The 18,704-nt window shown below is 71.3% G+C and carries 12 protein-coding genes; 3 read left to right on the forward strand and 9 right to left on the reverse strand.

Annotation, left to right across the window (positions count from 1 at the left end; genetic code table 11):
• Window positions 1–148: 148 nt before the first annotated feature.
• Window positions 149–2,869 (reverse strand): aconitate hydratase AcnA, encoded by a 2,721-nt coding sequence (gene acnA, locus P3G67_RS12400; protein WP_269856530.1) that lies wholly within the window; start codon window positions 2,867–2,869, stop codon window positions 149–151.
• Between the two features lie 285 nt (window positions 2,870–3,154).
• Between acnA and P3G67_RS12405 the strand changes: the two genes are divergently transcribed.
• Complete coding sequence (locus P3G67_RS12405; protein WP_269856531.1) at window positions 3,155–4,684, forward strand: helix-turn-helix domain-containing protein; 1,530 nt, start codon at window positions 3,155–3,157, stop codon at window positions 4,682–4,684.
• A 66-nt stretch (window positions 4,685–4,750) separates the two neighbouring features.
• Here P3G67_RS12405 and P3G67_RS12410 read toward each other — a convergent pair whose 3' ends face one another.
• Window positions 4,751–5,866, reverse strand: coding sequence for an acyl-CoA dehydrogenase family protein (locus P3G67_RS12410; protein ID WP_276093503.1), 1,116 nt, complete (start codon window positions 5,864–5,866; stop codon window positions 4,751–4,753).
• Window positions 5,867–6,016: 150 nt separating this feature from the next.
• Here P3G67_RS12410 and P3G67_RS12415 point away from each other — a divergent pair, with 150 nt between their 5' ends.
• Window positions 6,017–7,636 carry an AMP-binding protein gene (locus P3G67_RS12415; protein WP_276093504.1) on the forward strand — a complete coding sequence of 540 codons (1,620 nt, stop codon included), beginning with the start codon at window positions 6,017–6,019 and terminating at the stop codon, window positions 7,634–7,636.
• A gap of 4 nt (window positions 7,637–7,640) precedes the next feature.
• Entirely contained in the window at window positions 7,641–8,474 is an 834-nt protein-coding gene (locus tag P3G67_RS12420) for a PaaX family transcriptional regulator (protein WP_276093505.1), read from the forward strand.
• 39 nt (window positions 8,475–8,513) lie between these two features.
• Here the strand turns inward: P3G67_RS12420 and P3G67_RS12425 are convergent, their stop codons facing one another.
• The 7 genes from P3G67_RS12425 to P3G67_RS12455 form a co-directional block, all read right to left on the reverse strand.
• Window positions 8,514–10,961, reverse strand: a complete 2,448-nt coding sequence (locus P3G67_RS12425; RefSeq protein WP_276093506.1) for an oxidoreductase — start codon at window positions 10,959–10,961, stop codon at window positions 8,514–8,516.
• A complete protein-coding gene (locus P3G67_RS12430) occupies window positions 10,958–11,785 on the reverse strand; it encodes an enoyl-CoA hydratase family protein (RefSeq protein ID WP_276093507.1) in 828 nt (275 codons plus the stop codon). Before P3G67_RS12430 ends, P3G67_RS12425 begins: the two co-directional genes overlap by 4 nt.
• A gap of 128 nt (window positions 11,786–11,913) precedes the next feature.
• Window positions 11,914–12,150, reverse strand: a complete 237-nt coding sequence (locus tag P3G67_RS12435; protein ID WP_276093636.1) for a hypothetical protein — start codon at window positions 12,148–12,150, stop codon at window positions 11,914–11,916.
• Window positions 12,151–12,210: 60 nt separating this feature from the next.
• The gene (gene argF / locus P3G67_RS12440) at window positions 12,211–13,209 is read right to left on the reverse strand and encodes an ornithine carbamoyltransferase (RefSeq protein ID WP_269856537.1); all 999 of its coding nucleotides are present in this window, start codon (window positions 13,207–13,209) and stop codon (window positions 12,211–12,213) included.
• 119 nt (window positions 13,210–13,328) lie between these two features.
• Window positions 13,329–14,552 carry an arginine deiminase gene (locus P3G67_RS12445; RefSeq protein WP_276093508.1) on the reverse strand — a complete coding sequence of 408 codons (1,224 nt, stop codon included), beginning with the start codon at window positions 14,550–14,552 and terminating at the stop codon, window positions 13,329–13,331.
• A gap of 72 nt (window positions 14,553–14,624) precedes the next feature.
• Window positions 14,625–17,198 (reverse strand): polynucleotide kinase-phosphatase, encoded by a 2,574-nt coding sequence (locus tag P3G67_RS12450; protein ID WP_276093509.1) that lies wholly within the window; start codon window positions 17,196–17,198, stop codon window positions 14,625–14,627.
• Complete coding sequence (locus P3G67_RS12455) at window positions 17,195–18,658, reverse strand: 3' terminal RNA ribose 2'-O-methyltransferase Hen1 (protein WP_276093510.1); 1,464 nt, start codon at window positions 18,656–18,658, stop codon at window positions 17,195–17,197. Before P3G67_RS12455 ends, P3G67_RS12450 begins: the two co-directional genes overlap by 4 nt.
• Window positions 18,659–18,704 lie beyond the last annotated feature (46 nt).

Consider the following 18,704-nt stretch of genomic DNA (forward strand, 5'->3'; position numbering starts at 1 on the left):
AAGATCGAGCACAGTCCCGGACGGGAAGTTTCCCGAGTTGAGACCTGCCACTCCGTCGTCTCACAGGCTTGAAACATAAAACAGGGCCGCACTCCTGAAGTGGAGTGCGGCCCTGTCGGCCGTGTCGGGCACGTCGCGCCCGCCGGATCTACTTCCGGATCAGCGAGCGCAGCACGTACTGCATGATGCCGCCGTTGCGGTAGTAGTCGGCCTCACCGGGGGTGTCGATGCGGACGGTGGCGTCGAACTCGACACCGGTGTCCGTGGTGACCTTCACGGTGCCGGGGGTGCGGCCCTCGTTCAGCTCGGTCACACCGGAGATGGAGAAGGTCTCCTCACCGGTCAGGCCCAGCGACTCGGCCGAGGCGCCCGCCGGGTACTGCAGCGGGAGCACGCCCATGCCGATCAGGTTGGAGCGGTGGATGCGCTCGTAGGACTCGGCGATGACGGCTTTGACGCCCAGCAGCGCGGTGCCCTTGGCGGCCCAGTCACGGGACGAGCCGGAGCCGTACTCCTTGCCCGCCAGCACGACCAGCGGGATGCCCGCCGCCTGGTAGTTCTGCGACGCGTCGTAGATGAAGCCGACCGGAGCGTCCGGCTGGGTGAAGTCGCGGGTGAAGCCGCCCTCGGTGCCGGGCGCGATCTGGTTGCGCAGCCGGATGTTGGCGAACGTACCGCGGATCATCACCTCGTGGTTGCCGCGGCGCGAGCCGTACGAGTTGAAGTCCCGCTTGTCCACACCGTGCTCGGTGAGGTACTTGCCCGCCGGGGTGTCGGCCTTGATGGCACCGGCCGGGGAGATGTGGTCGGTGGTCACCGAGTCGCCCAGCTTGGCCAGCACCCGGGCACCGGCGATGTCCTCGACCGGGGCCGGGTCCATCGTCATGCCCTCGAAGTACGGGGGCTTGCGCACATAGGTGGACTCGGCGTCCCACTCGAAGGTGTTGCCGGTCGGGATGGGCAGCGCCTGCCACTGCGCGTCGCCCGCGAAGACGTCGGCGTAGTCCTGCGCGAACATCTCCTGGCCGATGGCGGAGGCGACGACCTCCTCGACCTCCTGCTCGGAGGGCCAGATGTCCTTCAGGAACACCGGGTGGCCCTCGTTGTCGGTGCCGAGCGCGTCCTTGGTGATGTCCACCTTCATCGAGCCCGCGATGGCGTACGCGACGACCAGCGGCGGGGACGCCAGGTAGTTCATCTTGACGTCCGGGTTGATCCGGCCCTCGAAGTTGCGGTTGCCCGACAGCACCGAGACCACGGCCAGGTCGTTGTCGTTGACCGCCTTGGAGACCTCCTCCGGCAGCGGGCCGGAGTTGCCGATGCAGGTGGTGCAGCCGTAGCCGACCAGGTTGAAGCCCAGCTTGTCCAGGTACGGGGTGAGCCCGGCGCGGTCGTAGTAGTCCATGACGACCTTGGAGCCCGGGGCCAGCGTGGTCTTGACCCACGGCTTGCGGGTCAGCCCCTTCTCCACCGCCTTCTTGGCCAGCAGCGCGGCGCCGACCATGACGTACGGGTTGGAGGTGTTGGTGCAGGAGGTGATCGCGGCGACCGTGACGGCGCCGTGGTCGATCTCGTAGGTCGCGCCGTCAGGGGCGGTGACCTGGGTCGGCTTGCTCGGCACGCCGTTGGAGACGGCCGGGGCGTCGGAGGCCGGGAAGGACTCCACGCCCGCCTCGTCGAGGTCGGCGACCGGCACGTAGTCGCGCACGTCCTGACCGAACTTCTCGGCGGCCTCGGCCAGCACGATGCGGTCCTGCGGGCGCTTGGGGCCGGCGATGGACGGCACGACGGTGCTCAGGTCCAGCTCGAGCTTCTCGGAGAAGTCCGGCTCGGCGGCCGGGTCGAGCCACAGGCCCTGCTCCTTGGCGTAGGCCTCGACCAGGGCGATCTGCTGCTCCGAACGGCCGGTCAGCTTCAGGTAGTTGATGGTCTCGGAGTCGATCGGGAAGATCGCGGCGGTGGAGCCGAACTCCGGGGACATGTTGCCGATGGTGGCGCGGTTGGCCAGCGGGATCGAGGAGACGCCCTGGCCGTAGAACTCCACGAACTTGCCGACCACGCCGTGCTTGCGCAGCATCTCGGTGATGGTCAGCACCAGGTCGGTGGCGGTGGTGCCGGTGGGCAGCTGGCCGGTGAGCTTGAAGCCGACGACCCGCGGGATCAGCATCGAGACCGGCTGGCCGAGCATCGCGGCCTCGGCCTCGATGCCGCCGACGCCCCAGCCCAGCACACCGAGGCCGTTGACCATGGTGGTGTGCGAGTCGGTGCCGACCAGGGTGTCGGGGTAGGCCTGGCCGTTGCGGACCATGACGGTGCGGGCCAGGTGCTCGATGTTGACCTGGTGGACGATGCCGGTGCCGGGCGGGACGACCTTGAACTCGTCGAACGCGGTCTGGCCCCAGCGCAGGAACTGGTAGCGCTCCTTGTTGCGGCCGTACTCCAACTCCACGTTCTGCGCGAAGGAGTCGGGGGTGCCGAAGCGGTCGGCGATCACCGAGTGGTCGATGACCAGCTCGGCCGGGGCGAGCGGGTTGATGCGGGACGGGTCGCCGCCCAGCTCCTTGACGGCCTCCCGCATGGTGGCGAGGTCGACGACGCACGGCACACCGGTGAAGTCCTGCATGATCACGCGGGCCGGCGTGAACTGGATCTCCTGGCTGGGCTGGGCGCTCGCGTCCCAGTCGCCCAGCGCACGGATGTGATCGGCGGTGATGTTCGCCCCGTCCTCGGTACGGAGCAGGTTTTCCAGCAGCACCTTCAGGCTGTACGGCAGACGGGCGGAGCCCTCGACCTTGTCCAGCCGGAAGATCTCGTACGACTCGTCGCCCACGCGCAGCGTGCTGCGGGCGTCGAAGCTGTTCGCCGACACGACAGTCTCCTTATGCATGTTTCGCGCGTACCACCGCATCCTGTCGCCGCGGTTCGAGGCCGATGCACTAAGGTGGGCCTAAGTTAGGTGAGCCTTACTAGCGCGGCAGCGGTACGCCCCTCGACAGATATCTCGATGTCGAGATAACACTAGTACATCACCGCCGCGCGGTCATGCCGCGGCCCCGACCGGCTCCGGCACGGGCTTTGGGCCATTCGCCGCACAGCGGGGCGCCACACCACCCCCCTGCCGAGCGGCATCTCATATCTGAGATAGCCTCTGCTCATGACTGACGACTACCTCGTACGTATCGGCAGGCTCATCCGTGACGCGCGGCAGCACCGCGGCTGGACCCAGTCGCAGCTCGCCGAGGCCCTGGGCACCAGCCAGAGCGCGGTCAACCGCATCGAGCGCGGGAACCAGAACATCAGCCTTGAGATGATTGCCCGAATCGGTGAGGCACTGGACAGCGAGATCGTCTCACTCGGATACGCGGGCCCCATGCATCTGCGGGTGGTGGGCGGACGTCAGCTGTCCGGCGCGATCGACGTCAAGACCAGCAAGAACGCCTGTGTCGCGCTGCTGTGCGCCTCGCTGCTGAACGCCGGGCGCACGACGCTGCGCCGGGTGGCCCGGATCGAGGAGGTCTACCGGATCCTCGAAGTGCTGGGCAGCATCGGGGTGCGCACCCGCTGGATCAACGGGGGCAACGACCTGGAGATCGTGCCGCCCGCCGAGCTCGACCTGGACTCGATGGACACCGAGGCGGCGCGCCGCACCCGCAGCGTGATCATGTTCCTCGGCCCGCTGATGCACCGCACCGACCAGTTCCGGATCCCGTACGCGGGCGGCTGCGACCTGGGCACCCGCACCGTGCATCCGCATATGGCGGCGCTGCGGCACTTCGGACTGGACGTCACGGCCACCTCCGGCTCGTACCACGCCCAGGTCGACCCCTCACGCTCCCTCAGCCGGCCCATCGTGCTGACCGAGCGCGGCGACACGGTGACCGAGAACGCGCTGCTGGCCGCCGCCCGGCACGACGGTGTCACGGTGATCCGCAACGCCAGCTCCAACTACATGGTCCAGGACCTGTGCTTCTTCCTTGAGCAGTTGGGCGTGAAGGTCGAGGGCATCGGCACCACCACGCTCACCGTGCACGGCGTGCCGCACATCGACCGCGACGTGGACTACGCGCCGTCGGAGGACCCGGTCGAGGCGATGAGCCTGATCGCCGCCGCCGTGGTCACCTCATCGGAGCTGACCATCCGCCGGGTGCCGATCGAGTTCCTGGAGATCGAGCTCGCGGTACTGGAGGAGATGGGCCTGGACCACGAGCGCAGCCCGGAGTACCCGGCGGACAACGGCCGCACCCGGCTGATCGACCTCACCGTACGGCCGTCGAAGCTGCGGGCGCCGCTGGACAAGATCCACCCGATGCCGTTCCCCGGCCTCAACATCGACAACGTGCCGTTCTTCGCGGCGATCGCGGCCACCGCCCAGGGCTCCACGCTGATCCACGACTGGGTGTACGACAACCGCGCGATCTACCTGACCGAGCTGACCCGGCTCGGCGCGAGCGTCAAACTCCTGGACCCGCACCGGGTGTTGGTCGAGGGCCCGACCCGCTGGCGCTCGGCGGAGATGATGTGCCCGCCCGCGCTGCGGCCCGCGGTGGTGGTGCTGCTGGCGATGCTGGCGGCGGAGGGCACCTCGGTGCTGCGCAACGTCTATGTCATCAACCGCGGTTACGAGGAGCTGGCCGAGCGGCTGAACTCCATCGGCGCCCAGATCGAGACGTTCCGCGACATCTGACAGGGGGCGGGTGGGTGGGGAGGGTCCCACGGCAGCCCCACCCCACCCGCACCCGCCCATCGCGGCTCACCGGTACAACTCCCGCGCGATGATGGACCGCTGCACCTCGGTCGCGCCCTCATAGATCCGCGGCGCCCGCACCTCGCGATAGAGGTGCTCCAGCAGATGCCCCGCGCGCAGCGCACCGGCCCCGTGCAGTTGGACGGCGGCGTCCACCACGTACTGCGCGGTCTCAGTGGCGAACAACTTGGCCATCGCCGACCGCTTGGCGATGTCGGGGGCCCCGGCGTCGTACGCCTCCGCGGCGGCCAGCACCAGCAGCCGCGCCGCCTCGGTGCGGGTGGCCATCTCGGCCAGGGTGTGGCCCACGGCCTGTAGGTCCTTCAACGGCCCGCCGAACGCGGTGCGTTGACCGGCGTGATGGACGGCGGCGTCGAGCGCCGCCCCCGCCATACCGACCGCGAACGCGCCGACGCTCGGCCTGAACAGGTTCAGCGTCTCCATGGCGACCCGGAAGCCGCGCTCCGGTTCGCCCAGCAGATCGTCCGGACCGACCGGCACCCCGTCGAAGCTCAGGCTGCCGATGGGGTGCGGGGAGAGCATCCGGATCGGCTCGCCGGTAAGTCCAGGGCGGTCGGCCGGGACGAGGAAGGCGGTCACGCCGCGCGCCCCGGCATCCGGTGCGGTACGGGCGAAGACCGTGTAGAAGTCGGCTTCCGGCGCGTTGGAGATCCAGCGCTTGGTACCGGTCAGCCGCCACCCGGCGCCGTCCGGCTCGGCCCGCAGCCGCAGTGCCGCGGCGTCGGACCCGGCGTCCGGCTCGGTCAGCGCGAAGGCGGCCACCGCACGGCCCGAGGCCACAAGCGGGATCCAGCGCCGCGCCAACCGCGGTGCGCACAGGACCGGATGAGCGCCGAGGCCCTGGAGCGCCAGCGCGGTCTCCGCCTCGGTGCACTCGCGGGCCAGCGACTCGCGCAGCAGGCACAGGTCCAGGGCGCGGGGCCGGCCGTCCGCCGGGAACAGCCGCTCCAGCATTCCCAGACGGGCGAGTTCGGCGAGCAGCGGCCGGTTGACCCGGCCGGGCTCGCCCGCCTCGGCGAGCGGACGCAGCCGGGTGGCCGCCTGCTCGCGGACGCGCTCACACCACGCCTGCTGTTCGGGATCGAGTGCGAACACCGGCACCGGGCTGCCTCCTCGCTTCGCGGTCTGACGGACCCAACGCGTTGCTTATCGCGGTCTGTTGACTGTCGTCACCATCACGTTACGCTGATTCGGCAATCGCACGGCCGGATTCCCACCCTTGCCCGGACCGTCGCAAAGGGGCGACCCACGATGGATCTGCTGCCCTCCGCACATCTGGACACCTTCGCGCGCGACCACCTGCCGCCGCCGGAGCAGTGGCCGGGTCTGCTGCTCGACGCACCACTGCCGCGGTACCCGGACCGGCTCAACTGCGGTACGGAACTGCTGGACGCCAGCGCCGAACGCTTCGGCCCCGACCGCCCGTGCCTGCGCACGCCGGGCGGCGAGGTGTGGAGCTACGAGGAGCTGCGGGCGGCCTCCGACCGCGTGGCACGGGTGCTGGTGGAGGACCTGGGGGTGGTCCCGGGGAACCGGGTGCTGCTCCGGGGACCCAACTCGCCGTGGCTGGTGGCCTGTTGGTTCGCGGTGATGAAGGCCGGCGCGGTCGCGGTGACCGTGCTGGCCGCGCACCGCCCCCGGGAGCTGGCGGTGATCTGCCGGATCGCCCGGGTACGGCACGCGCTGTGTGACATCCGGTCACTCGACGACCTGGAGAAGGCCGAGGTGCCGGGGCTGCGCACGGCGGCCTTCGGCGGCGAGCGGCCGGGGGACCTGACGCGGCTCGCCCAGCGCAAGCCGGATCGTTTCCCCGCGGTCGCCACCTCGGCGGACGACGTGGCGCTGATCGCCTTCACCTCGGGGACGACCGGAATGCCGAAGGGGTGCATGCACTTCCACCGGGATGTCCTGGCCATCGCCGACACCTTCTCCGCGCTGGTGCTGCGGCCGGAGAAGTCCGATGTCTTCGCCGGAAGCCCGCCGTTGGGGTTCACCTTCGGGCTGGGCGGCCTGGTGGTCTTCCCGCTGCGCGCCGGGGCGTCCACGCTGCTGCTCGAACGGGCCGGTGCCGAGCCGCTGTTGGAGGCGGTGACCCGGCACCGGGTGAGCGTGCTGTTCACCGCGCCGACGGCGTACCGCGCCATGCTGGGCGCGCTGGAGGGCGGCGGATACGACATCTCCTCGCTGCGGCGGTGCGTTTCGGCCGGGGAGAACCTGTCGGCGGACACCTGGCAGGCGTGGCACGAGCGCACCGGCATCGAGATCATCAACGGCATCGGCGCCACCGAGATGCTGCACATCTTCATCTCCGCGGCCGACGGTGCGATCCGGCCGGGCACCACCGGGGTGCCGGTCCCCGGCTACCAGGCGCGGGTCGTCGACGAGTCGGGCGGCGAACTGCCGGACGGTGAGCCGGGGTTGCTGGCGGTGCGCGGCCCGACCGGCTGCCGGTACCTGGCCGACGAGCGGCAGCGCGACTACGTACGCGACGGCTGGAACATCACCGGCGACACCTATGTGCGCGACGCGGACGGCTACTTCACCTACGTGGCACGCGCCGACGACATGATCATCTCGGCCGGGCACAACATCGCCGCGCCGGAGGTCGAGGAGGCCCTGTCCCGCCATCCGGCCGTGCGCGAGGTGGCGGTGATCGGCGTCCCCGACCCGGACCGCGGGCGGATCACCAAGGCGTACGTGGTGCTGCGCGACGGGGTGCCGCGGGACGAGCGGACGGTGCGGGCGCTGCGGGAGTTCGCCAAGGGCGAGATGGTGCCGTACAAGTGCCCGCGCGAGGTCGCGTTCCTGGACGCGCTGCCGCGTACCCCCACGGGCAAGCTGCAACGCTTCCGGCTGCGCGACCTAGAGTGATCGCGTGGAAGGGCAACGTACCGAGGGGCATACGCCGAGTTCGCTGATCCTGACGTTCTTCGGGGCGTACGGCCGGGCGGAGTGCGCGGGACGGGTGGCGGTCGCCGCGCTGATCCGGCTGCTGGGCGCCGCGGACGTCGACCCGCAGTCGGTGCGCTCGGCGGTCTCCCGGCTCAAGCGGCGCGAACTGCTGGTCGCCGACCGGGTGGGCGCGGCGGCGGCCTACCGGCTCTCGGCGGACGCCACCGAGCTGCTGGCGGACGGCGACCGCCGGATCTACCGGCACCCTTCGGCCGCGGGCGCGGACGGCTGGGTGCTGGTGGTCTTCTCGGTCCCGGAGACCGAACGCCGAAAGCGCCATCTGCTGCGCTCACGGCTGTCCCGCCTGGGCTTCGGCACGGCCGCCCCCGGTGTGTGGATCGCCCCCGCGCAGCTCTACGAGGAGGCCCGGCACACCCTGGACCGGCTCGGCCTGGCCGGCTACGCCGACCTGTTCCGCGGCGACCACCTGGGCTTCGAGCCCACACGGGAGTCGGTCAGCCGCTGGTGGGACCTGGACGCCATCGCCGCGCTGCACCGGGCGTTCCTGGCCGAGCAGGAGCCGGTACTGGCCGCCTGGTCCCGCCGCGCCTGCGTACCGCCGCAGGACGCCTTCCGCGACTACCTACGGGTGCTGGACTCGTGGCGCCGCCTGCCGTACGCGGATCCCGGCCTCCCGGCCGAACTGCTCCCCGCGGACTGGCCCGGCGGCCGGGCCGCGGAGGTGTTCTCGGCGTTGCACGAGCGACTGCGCGAGCCTGGCGCGCAGTTCGTACGGGCGGTTCATCGGATGCCGTGACCGGCGGGAGCGGCGGCTTGACCTTCGAGACCGCCGCCCTCACCTGGCGTCCAACGTCAACCGCGGCTTGGGGCCGTCGACCCGCCCCGTCGGCGGACGCCTGGAGCCCGCCTGATACGGCAGCGGCCACTGCGCACCCGGTCCCGAGTAGCCCTGCTCCGCGGCGGCGTGCAGGGTCCAGTTGGGGTCGTACAGGTGCGGACGCGCGAGCGCGCAAAGATCCGTACGGCCCGCCAGGACAAGGGAGTTGACGTCGTCCCAGGAGGAGATGGCGCCCACCGCGATCACCGGGATGCCCAACTGGTTGCGGATGCGGTCGGCGTACGGCGTCTGGTACGAGCGGCCGAACGCGGGGCGTTCGTCGGGCACGACCTGGCCGGTGGAGACGTCGATGGCGTCGGCGCCGTGCGCCGCGAAGGCACGGGCGATCTCGACCGCGTCGTCGGCGGTGGTGCCGCCGTCCGCCCAGTCGGTGGCCGATATCCGTACCGTCATGGGCCGCTCCGCGGGCCAGACCTCGCGTACCGCGTCGAAGACCTCCAGGGGGTAGCGCAGCCGTCCGGTCAGGTCGCCGCCGTAGCGGTCGGTGCGCCGGTTGGTGAGCGGTGAGAGGAAGCCCGACAGCAGGTAGCCGTGGGCGCAGTGGAGTTCGAGCAGGTCGAAGCCAGCACGCGCGCCGCGTACGGCGGCGGCCGTGAACTGCTCGCGGATCTCGGTGAGTCCCGCCGCGTCCAGCGCGTGCGGCACCTGGTTCACCCCGGGCCGGTACGGCAGTGCGGAGGCGGCGGCCAGCGGCCAGTTGCCGTCCGGCAGCGGCTGGTCGATGCCCTCCCACATCAGCCGGGTCGAGCCCTTGCGGCCGCTGTGGCCGAGTTGCAGGCCGAGCGCCGCCGGGGACTGGCTGTGCGCGAAGTCCACGATGCGCCGCCAGGCGTCCTCGTGCCGGTCGGTGTAGAGCCCGGCGCAGCCCGGTGTGATCCGCCCCTGCGGGCTGACGCACACCATCTCGGTCATCACCAGGCCCGCGCCGCCCAGCGCCCGGGCGCCCAGGTGGACCAGGTGGAAGTCGCCGGGTGTGCCGTCGGCCGAGGAGTACATGTCCATGGGCGAGACGACCACGCGGTTGCGCAGTGTGAGACCGCCCAGCCGGAAGGGGGCGAACATCGGCGGGGTGCCCGGCTCGACGCCGAACTCGGTCTCGACGGCGGCGGTGAAGTCCGGGTCGCGCAACCGCAGGTTGTCATGGGTGACCCGGCGGCTGCGGGTGAGCAGGTTGAAGGCGAACTGCCGTTTCGGCTGGTCGGCGTACTGGGCCAGTTCCTCGAACCACTCCAGGCTGGCCAGCGCCGCGCGCTGGGTGCTCTCCACCACGGCCCGGCGCTCGGCCTCGTAGGCCGCCAACGCCGTGTCCAGATCGGGTTGTTCCCGCAGGTTGGCGGCGAGGGCGAGGGCGTCCTCCATGGCGAGCTTGGTGCCGGAGCCGATGGAGAAGTGCGCGGTGTGCGCGGCGTCGCCGAGCAGCACCACTCGTCCTGCCCGCCAACTGCCGTTGGTCACCGTGGTGAACGCCGTCCAGCGAGAGCGGTTGGAGCGCAGCCAGTGGCCGCCGAGCAGATCGGCGAAGACCTTCTCGCACAGCGCGATCGAGCCTTCCTCGTCCAACCGGTCAAGACCCGCGCTCCGCCACACCTCCTCGCGCATCTCCACTATGAAGGTGCTGGCACCATCCAAATGGGAGCGCGAAGCGCCTCCGTTGAGGGTGGTGGTGGGCGACGGGTGGTCATCACTGCGGCGCGAAGCGCCTCCGTTGAGGGTGGTGGTGGGCGACGGGCGGTCATCACAGCGGCGCGAAGCGCCTCCGTTGAGGGTGGTGGTGGGCGACGGGTGGGCGAAGGGATAGCCGTGCGCCTGCATCAGGCCGTGCGGGGTTTCGGCGATCTCGAAGCGGAAGGCGTCCAGGACGAGATCGGTGGCCAGCCACACATACCGGCAGCGGTGCGTGGTCAGGCTCGGACGGAAGACGTCCCGGTACGCCTCCCGGGTGGCGCTGTGCACCCCGTCCGCGGCGATCACCAGATCGTGCTCACGGGCCAACTCGGCTGCTGGCGGCGCGGTTTCGGCGAACCGCAGCCGTACGCCGAGGCTCCGGCAGCGGTCGTGCAGCACGGCGAGCAGCCGGCGGCGGCCGAGCGCGGCGAAGCCATGGCCGCCGGAGCGGATGACCGTACCGCGATGGGACACGTCGATCGCGTCCCAGCGGACGAACTCCTCGCTCAGCGCCCGGTACACGACCGGGTCGGCGTGCTCGATCCCACCGAGGGTCTCGTCGGAGAGGACGACGCCGAAGCCGAAGGTGTCATCGGGGGCATTGCGCTCCCAGACGGTGATCTCCCGTGCCGGGTCCAGCCGTTTGAGCAGCGCGGCGGCGTACAGGCCGCCGGGGCCCGCGCCGATCACCGCAATCCGCCGCGGACCTGCCGCGGTCACCGCCCCTCCCACTTCGGGGGGCGCTTGCCGGTGAACGCGGCGTGGAACTCGGCGTAGTCGGCGCTGGTCATCAGCAACGCCTGGGCGGCGGCGTCCATTTCCACGGCGGCGCCCAGCGGCATGTCCAGTTCGGCGGTCAGCAGGGCCTTGGTCTGGCGGTAGGCGAGCGCCGGGCCGTCGGCGAGCCGGCGGGCGAGCGCGGCCGACGCCGTCGCGGCCTGACCGTCGTCGGCCAACTCGCTTACCAGGCCGATGCGTTCGGCCTCGGCGGCGTACACCGGTTCGCCCAGCATCAGCAGCCGGGTGGCGTGGCCGAGCCCGACCACCCTGGGCAGCAGATAGGCGGCGCCCATGTCGGCCCCGGCCAGGCCGACCTTGGTGAACAGGAAGGCGAACCGCGCCGAGCGCTCCACGATCCGGAAGTCGCAGGCCAGCGCCAGTACCGCGCCCGCCCCGGCGGCCACCCCGTGTACGGCGGCGATCACGGGAAACGGACACTCGCGCAGCGCCCGTACCACTTGGCCGGTCATCCGGTTGAACTCCAGCAGTTCACCGGCGCCCATGGCCAGGGTGGCGCCGATGATCTCGTCCACGTCGCCGCCGGAGCAGAAGCCGCGCCCTTCGCCGCCGAGCACCAGCACCCGGGTCCGGCCGTCCTGGGCGAGTTCGGGGAGCAGGTCGCGCAGGTCGGCGTAGGCGCCGAAGGTCAGGGCGTTGAGCCGGTCGGGGCGGTCGAGGGTGACGGTGGTGACGCCGTCGGCTCGCTCCACTCTCAGATGGCGCCATTCCTCGGTGATCGTCGCGGAGCCTCGCATCGGGCTCATGGCACGGCCTCCTTCGCGATGGGGAGGGCGGACGGACGCTCGCGGTCCGAAGTTATCACCGCTTCGTGACTGCCGTCACGAGTACGACATAGAATCCGTTCGGCTATCCGGTCCCGGGCAGCCGGGACCTACGGCGTCCGTACCCCGCGTACACCAGCGTCCCGAGGACCAAGTAGCCCAGGAACAGCAGCCAGTTGGCTCCGCCGAGCCCGTAGACCGGGTACAGGCAGCAGCCGGCCCAACGACCGCCGCCAGACGCCGAAGCACACCAGCTGGAACAGGCCCATGGTGCGCCGCAGCCCGTGCCCCTCCAGGTCCGCGCCGGACTCGGCGACCAGCACTTCCGGTGACTTGATACGGGGCATGGACAGATGGTGGCGAACCGCGGCGCCCGCCGCGGTTCACGACATCCGCCTGACGCTCGGTCAGCCGAGCGTGGCCACCAGCACCGCCTTGATGGTGTGCATCCGGTTCTCCGCCTGGTCGAAGACGACCGAGTGCTCCGACTCGAAGACCTCGTCGGTGACTTCGAGCGAGTCCAGCCCGTACTGCTCGTTGATCTCCCGGCCGACCGCCGTGCCCAGGTCGTGGAAGGCGGGCAGGCAGTGCATGAACTTCACGTCCGGGTTGCCGGTGGCCCGCAGCACGTCCATGGTGACCGCGTAGCGGCCGAGCAGCGCTATCCGCTCGTCCCACATCTCCTTGGGCTCGCCCATCGACACCCAGACGTCGGTGTGCACGTAGTCGACGCCGCGCACTCCTTCCGTCACGTCCTCGGTAAGCGTGACCCGGCCGCCGGTGCGCTCGGCGAGGCGGCGGGCCGCGGCGACCACCGACTCGCCGGGCCACAGGATCCTCGGGCCGACGATGCGCACGTCCATGCCGAGCAACGCACCCGTTGTCAGCAGCGAGTTGCCCATGTTGTAGCGGGCGTCGCCGAGGTAGGCGTAGGCGATCTCGTTCAGCGGCTTGGCGCTGTGCTCGGTCATGGTGAGCACGTCGGCGAGCATCTGCGTCGGATGCCACTCGTCGGTGAGCCCGTTCCAAACGGGGACGCCCGCGTGGGCCGCGAGCTCCTCGACGATCTCCTGGGCGTGGCCGCGGTACTCGATGCCGTCGAACATCCGGCCGAGCACCCGGGCGGTGTCCTTGACCGACTCCTTGTGGCCGATCTGCGAGCTGGCCGGGTCGAGGTAGGTGGTCCGCGCGCCCTGGTCGGCGGCGGCGATCTCGAAGGAGCACCGCGTGCGGGTCGAGGTCTTCTCGAAGATCAGCGCGATGTTCCTGCCGCGCAGCCGCTGCTCCTCGGTGCCCGACCGCTTCGCGGCCTTCAGCCGCGCGGCCAGCTCCACCAGGTGGCGGAACTCCTCGGCCGAGAAGTCCAGCTCCTTGAGGAAGTGGCGGCCGGTGAGGTCGATGGCCATGACGGGTGCTCCTAGGTGGGGCGGCAGCGACACCGGAAGTGTATACGATTAATCGCATCCTTATGCGGCGGCCCGCTCGCGTCGGTCACCGGCATCATCGCCCGCCGCCGGCGGCGGGGCTAGACCGGGTCGCGCTCGATCGGGCAGCTCATACAGCGCGGGCCTCCCCTGCCCCGGCCCAGCTCGCTGCCCGGGATGGTGATCACCTCGATGCCGTTCTTGCGCAGGAAGGTGTTGGTGGTGGCGTTGCGCTCGTAGGCGATGACCACGCCCGGTTCGATGGCCAGCACGTTGCAGCCGTCGTCCCACTGTTCGCGCTGCGCCGAGTGCACGTCCTGGGTGGCGGTCAGCACCCTGATGTCGTCCAGGCCGAGGGCCGCCGCGATCGCCCGGTGCATGTGCTCCGGCGGATGGTCGGTGGCCTTCAGCTCCCCCTCGCCCGCGCCGGGCTCGATGGTGTACGAACGCAGCATCCCCAGGCCCGCGTACTTGCTGAAGGTATCGCCGTCGACCATCGTCATCACGGTGTCGAGGTGCATGAACGCACGTCTCTTGGGCATGTCCAGGGCGACGATGGTACGGGCGGAGCCCGCCGCGAACAGTCCGCGCGCCAGCATCTCCACCGCCTGCGGGGTGGTGCGCTCGCTCATCCCGATCAGCACCGCGCCCTTGCCGATCACCAGCACGTCACCGCCCTCGATGGTGGACGGATAGGCCGACTGCCCCGCCGACCACACATGGAACAGGCCGCCCGCGAACATCGGGTGGTACCGGTAGATCGCCTCGAAGTGCACCGTCTCCCGCCAACGGGCGGGCCAGCGCATGGCGTTGATGCTCACCCCGTCGTACACCCACGCCGAGCTGTCCCGGGTGAAGATGTGGTTGGGCAGCGGGGCGAGCAGGAAGTCGTCCGGCTCCATCACATGGAAGCGCACCGAGGTGGGCTCGGCGTGCCCTTCCAGGAACTCGCGCTTGGTCATCCCCCCGACCAGCGCCTCGACCAGGTCCGCCACCGGCATCTCGGCGAAGGCCGCCCGCAGGTGATCGGTGGCCAGCGGCCCGAACTCCTTCTCGTCGAAGACCCGGTCCAGGACGAGTCGGCGGGCCTCGGGCACCAGCAGCGTCTCACGCAGCAGGTCGCCGAAGAGATGGACCTCCACGCCGCGGTCCCGCAGTATGTCGGCGAAGCCGTCGTGCTCGGCGCGCGCCCTGCGCACCCAGAGCACGTCGTCGAACAGCAGCGCGTCCTTGTTGGACGGGGTCAGCCGCTTCAGCTCCAGATCCGGGCGGTGCAGGATGACGCGGCGCAGCCGCCCGGCCTCGGAATCCACATGGAAGCCCATGGAAGAACCTTCCCACGCCGGGCGCGGGCACCCCACCCCGCACGCGCGCCCCAGCGCCAGGCGGCCGGAACGCTACAGCCGTGGATCGACCGGTTCCGACTCCAGCGCGAGCACCGCGAAGACCGCCTCGTGCACCCGCCACAGCGGTTCGCCCGTCGCCAGCCGGTCCAGTGCCTCCAGCCCCAGCGCGTACTCGCGCAGCGCGAGCGAGCGCTTGTGGCCCAGGGAGCGCGCACGCATCCGGGCCAGGTTGTCGGGCCGGGTGTACTCCGGGCCGTAGACAATCCTCAGGTACTCCCGGCCACGGCACTTGACGCCCGGCTGCACCAGGCCCTTCGGTCCGCGCACGCACGCCTGGAGCGGCTTGACCACCATGCCCTCGCCGCCCTCGGCGGTCAGTTCCAGCCACCACCGGACGCCTTCGGCGACCGACGTCTCGTCCTCGGTGTCGACGACCAGACGGCGGGTGGCGGCGAGCAGGCCGCCCGGGTCATGGGCGACCAGCCGGTCGATCAGGGCGAGCTGTTCGTCGTGCGGCAGCGTGGCCAGGCTGCGGCCCTCCACCGCCAGCAGCTGGAAGGGGGCGAGCCGCACCCCGTCCAGACCCTCGGTCGGCCAGCAGTGGCGGCGGTAGGCGTCGGTGAACGCGACGGCGTCCGCGGCCCGCTCGCCCTGCCGGGCCAGCAGCTCCGCGACGTCGGCGCCGTTTTCCAGCGCCTGCCGCAAAGCGGCCACGGCGGCGGGGAGGACCGCGCGGGACGCGGCGCCCACCGCCGCGTACTGCCGGCGCAGCAGCCCGGATGCCTTCAGTGACCACGGCAGCAACTCGGCGTCCAGCAGCAGCCAGTCGGTGCCCAGCTCGTCCCACAGCCCCGCGCCCCCGACGCTGTCCCGCAGCCGGTCCAGCACCCGCTCGGTCATGCCCGGGTCGGTGAAGAACGGGCGGCCGGTACGGGTGTAGAGCGCACCGGTCTGCTCGCCGCCGGTGCCGAAGCGCTTGCGGGCGGTCTCGGCGTCCCGGCACACCAAGGCCACCGCACGCGAGCCCATGTGCTTCTCCTCGCACACCACCCGGCCGACGCCGTCCGCGCGGTAGGCGGCGAAGGCGTCCTGCGGATGCTCCAGATAGCCGTCCCGCCGCGAGGTCGCGCAGGGAGCCATGGTCGGCGGCAGATAGGGCAGCAGCCGCGGGTCGACGGCGAAGCGGCTCATGACCTCCAGGGCCGCCGCGGCGTTCTGCTCACGTACCGCGACCCGGCCGTGCCGGGCGGTCTCGATCACCCGTCGGCCGTGTACGTCGCCCAGGTCCAGGGGACGTCCGTCATGGCCGCCCGGGGCCTGACCGGCCAGCGGACGGACCGGCTCGTACCAGACCCGTTGCGCGGGCACCTCGACCAGTTCGCGCTCCGGCCAGCGCAGCGCCGTGAGCTTGCCGCCGAAGACGCAGGCGGTGTCAAGGCAGATGGTGTTGTTGAGCCAGGTGGCCCGCGGTACGGGCGTGTGCCCGTAGACGACCGCGGCGCGGCCCCGGTACTCCTCGGCCCACGGGTAGCGGACCGGCAGGCCGTACTCGTCCGTCTCACCGGTGGTGTCGCCGTACATGGCGAACGAGCGGACCCGGCCGGAGGTGCGGCCGTGGTACTTCTCCGGCAGCCCCGCGTGGCAGACCACCAGGGCACCGCCGTCCAGCACGTAGTGGCTGACCAGTGAGCCGATGAACTCCCGTGCGCGGTCGGGGAACTCCGGCTCCTCCTCGGTCACCCCGGCCAGCTGCGCGATGGTCTCGGCCAGGCCGTGACCGGGCTTGACCTGGCGTCCCCTGAGGTGGCGGCCCAGCTTGTCCTCGTGGTTGCCGGTGACGCACAGCGCGTTCCCGGCGGCGACCATGCCCATCACCAGGCGCAGCACACCGGGGCTGTCCGGGCCGCGGTCGACCAGGTCGCCGACGAACACGGCGGTGCGCCCCAGCGGATGCGCGGCGCCCACCGGCCGTCCCGCCGCGTCGTGGCACAGCTCGTAGCCGAGCCGGTCCAGCAGCCCCGTCAACTCGGCGCGGCAGCCGTGCACATCGCCGATGATGTCGAACGGACCGGTCAGGTGGCGCAGGTCGTTGAACCGCCGCTCCAGCGTGACCTCGGCCGCCGCCACCTCCTCGACGCCGCGCAGCACATGCACCCTGCGAAAGCCCTCGCGCTCCAGCGAGCGCAGCGAGCGGCGCAGTTCGCGCTGGTGGCGGGCGATGACATGGCGGGGCATGTCCGCGCGGTCCGGGCGGGCGGCGTTGCGCTCGGCGCACACCTGCTCGGGGACGTCGAGCACGATCGCCATGGGCGGCACATCGTGCTCGCGGGCCAGCCGGACGAGCTGCGCCCGGTCCTCGGACTGGACGTTGGTGGCGTCGACCACGGTCAGCCGTCCGGCGGCAAGCCGCTTGCCGACGATGTGGTGCAGCACGTCGAACGCGTCCGCGCTGGCGCTCTGGTCGTTCTCGTCGTCGCTGACCAGGCCGCGGCAGAAGTCGGAGGAGACCACCTCGGTTGGCCTGAAGTGGCGCCGGGCGAAGGTGGACTTGCCGGAGCCGGTGGCGCCGACCAGCACCACCAGGGACAGGTCGGTGACGGGCAGCGGTACCCGGCGCTCGCTCATGCGGACGCCCCCTTCGCGGTGCTCTCGGTCCTGCTGAAGACGGCCGACTGGGTCGGCGGCCCGGCCTCGGGGTCGTCCTCGCCCACCGCGCCGAACTCCACGCGGTAGCCGTACCGTTCGCCGACCTGGTCCGCCCAGCGGCGGAACTCCTCGCGGGTCCACTCGAAGCGGTGGTCCGGATGCCGTACCCGCCCGTCCGGCAGCGTCTCCCAGCGCACGTTGTACTCGGTGTTGGGCGTGGTGACGATGACGGTGGCGGGCCGGGCGGCACCGAACACCGCGTACTCCAGGGCGGGCAGCCGGGGCGGGTCCAGGTGCTCGACGACCTCGCTGAGGACGGCCGCGTCGTAGCCCTTCAGCCGCGAGTCGGTGTATGTCAGCGAGCCCTGGAGCAGCCGCACCCGGTCGGCCTGCCGCTCCGTCATCCGATCAGGGCGCAGCCGCCGCGCGGCGACGGCGAGAGCGCGTACCGACACATCGACACCGACGATCTCGGTGAACGCCGCGTCCTTGAGCAGCTCGCCCACCAACTGGCCCTGGCCGCAACCGAGATCGAGGACCCGGTGGGCGCCGGCGGCGCGCAGTGCGGCGACGATCGCCTCGCGGCGGCGCACCGCGAGCGGCACCGGGCGCTCCTCGGTGTCCGCGGTCTCGTCCACCGCGTTGTCGATCTCCTCGGCCGCGCTGTCGTCCACGGCGGCGAGCCTGGCGAGTTCCGGTCGCTCCGTGGCCTGGCAGGTCAGCGACCGGCGGCGGGCCAGATAACGGGAGGTGATCAGCTTCTGCTCGGGGTGGCCGGCCAGCCAGCCGTCACCGGCGCGCAGCAGCTTGTCGACCTCGTCCGGCGCGATCCAGTGGTGCTTGGCGTCGTCCAGCACCGGGAGCAGGACGTACAGATGGCGCAGCGCGTCCGAGAGCCGCTGCCGCCCCTCGAGGGTCAGCGCCACGTACCGCGAGTCGCCCCACTCGGGGAACCGCTCGTCCAGTGCGATGGGTTCGGCGGCCACGGCCCAGCCGAGCGGCTCGAACAGCGCGTGGACCAGGGCCGCACCGCCCTTGGCGGGCAGCACGGGTATCTCGACGCGCAGCGGCAGCGACTCGGCGGCGCGCTGCGGCATGGTGCGGCAGACGCCCTTGAGCGCGGTGGAGAAGACGTTGCCGAGCGCCACGGCGAGCAGCGAAGTCGCCGCGTACGGGCGGTCGTTGACGTAGCCGGCCAGCGCCACCTCGGGGCTGCCGCCACGGCCCCTGCCCTTCGCCCGGCGGGCCAGGGTCACCGGATCGACCTCCAGCAGCAGCGCGGCCGTGCAACGCCGCTCCGACGCCTCGGGGTAGAAGACGTGCGCGGTGCCGTGCGCGGTGGCGAACGCCTGGGCCCTGTCGGGGTGCTTGTGCAGCAGGAACCCCAGATCGGTGGCCGGGGACTTCGCGCTGCCGGTGGTCGACATCGTCAGGAACACCTGGCCGAGTATGACCCGGTGCGCCGCGGCTGACCAGCGGATTAGC

Origin of the sequence: Streptomyces silvisoli (genome assembly GCF_029269905.1) — a bacterium.
In the GTDB taxonomy this organism is placed as follows: Bacteria; Actinomycetota; Actinomycetes; order Streptomycetales; family Streptomycetaceae; genus Streptantibioticus_A; species Streptantibioticus_A silvisoli_A.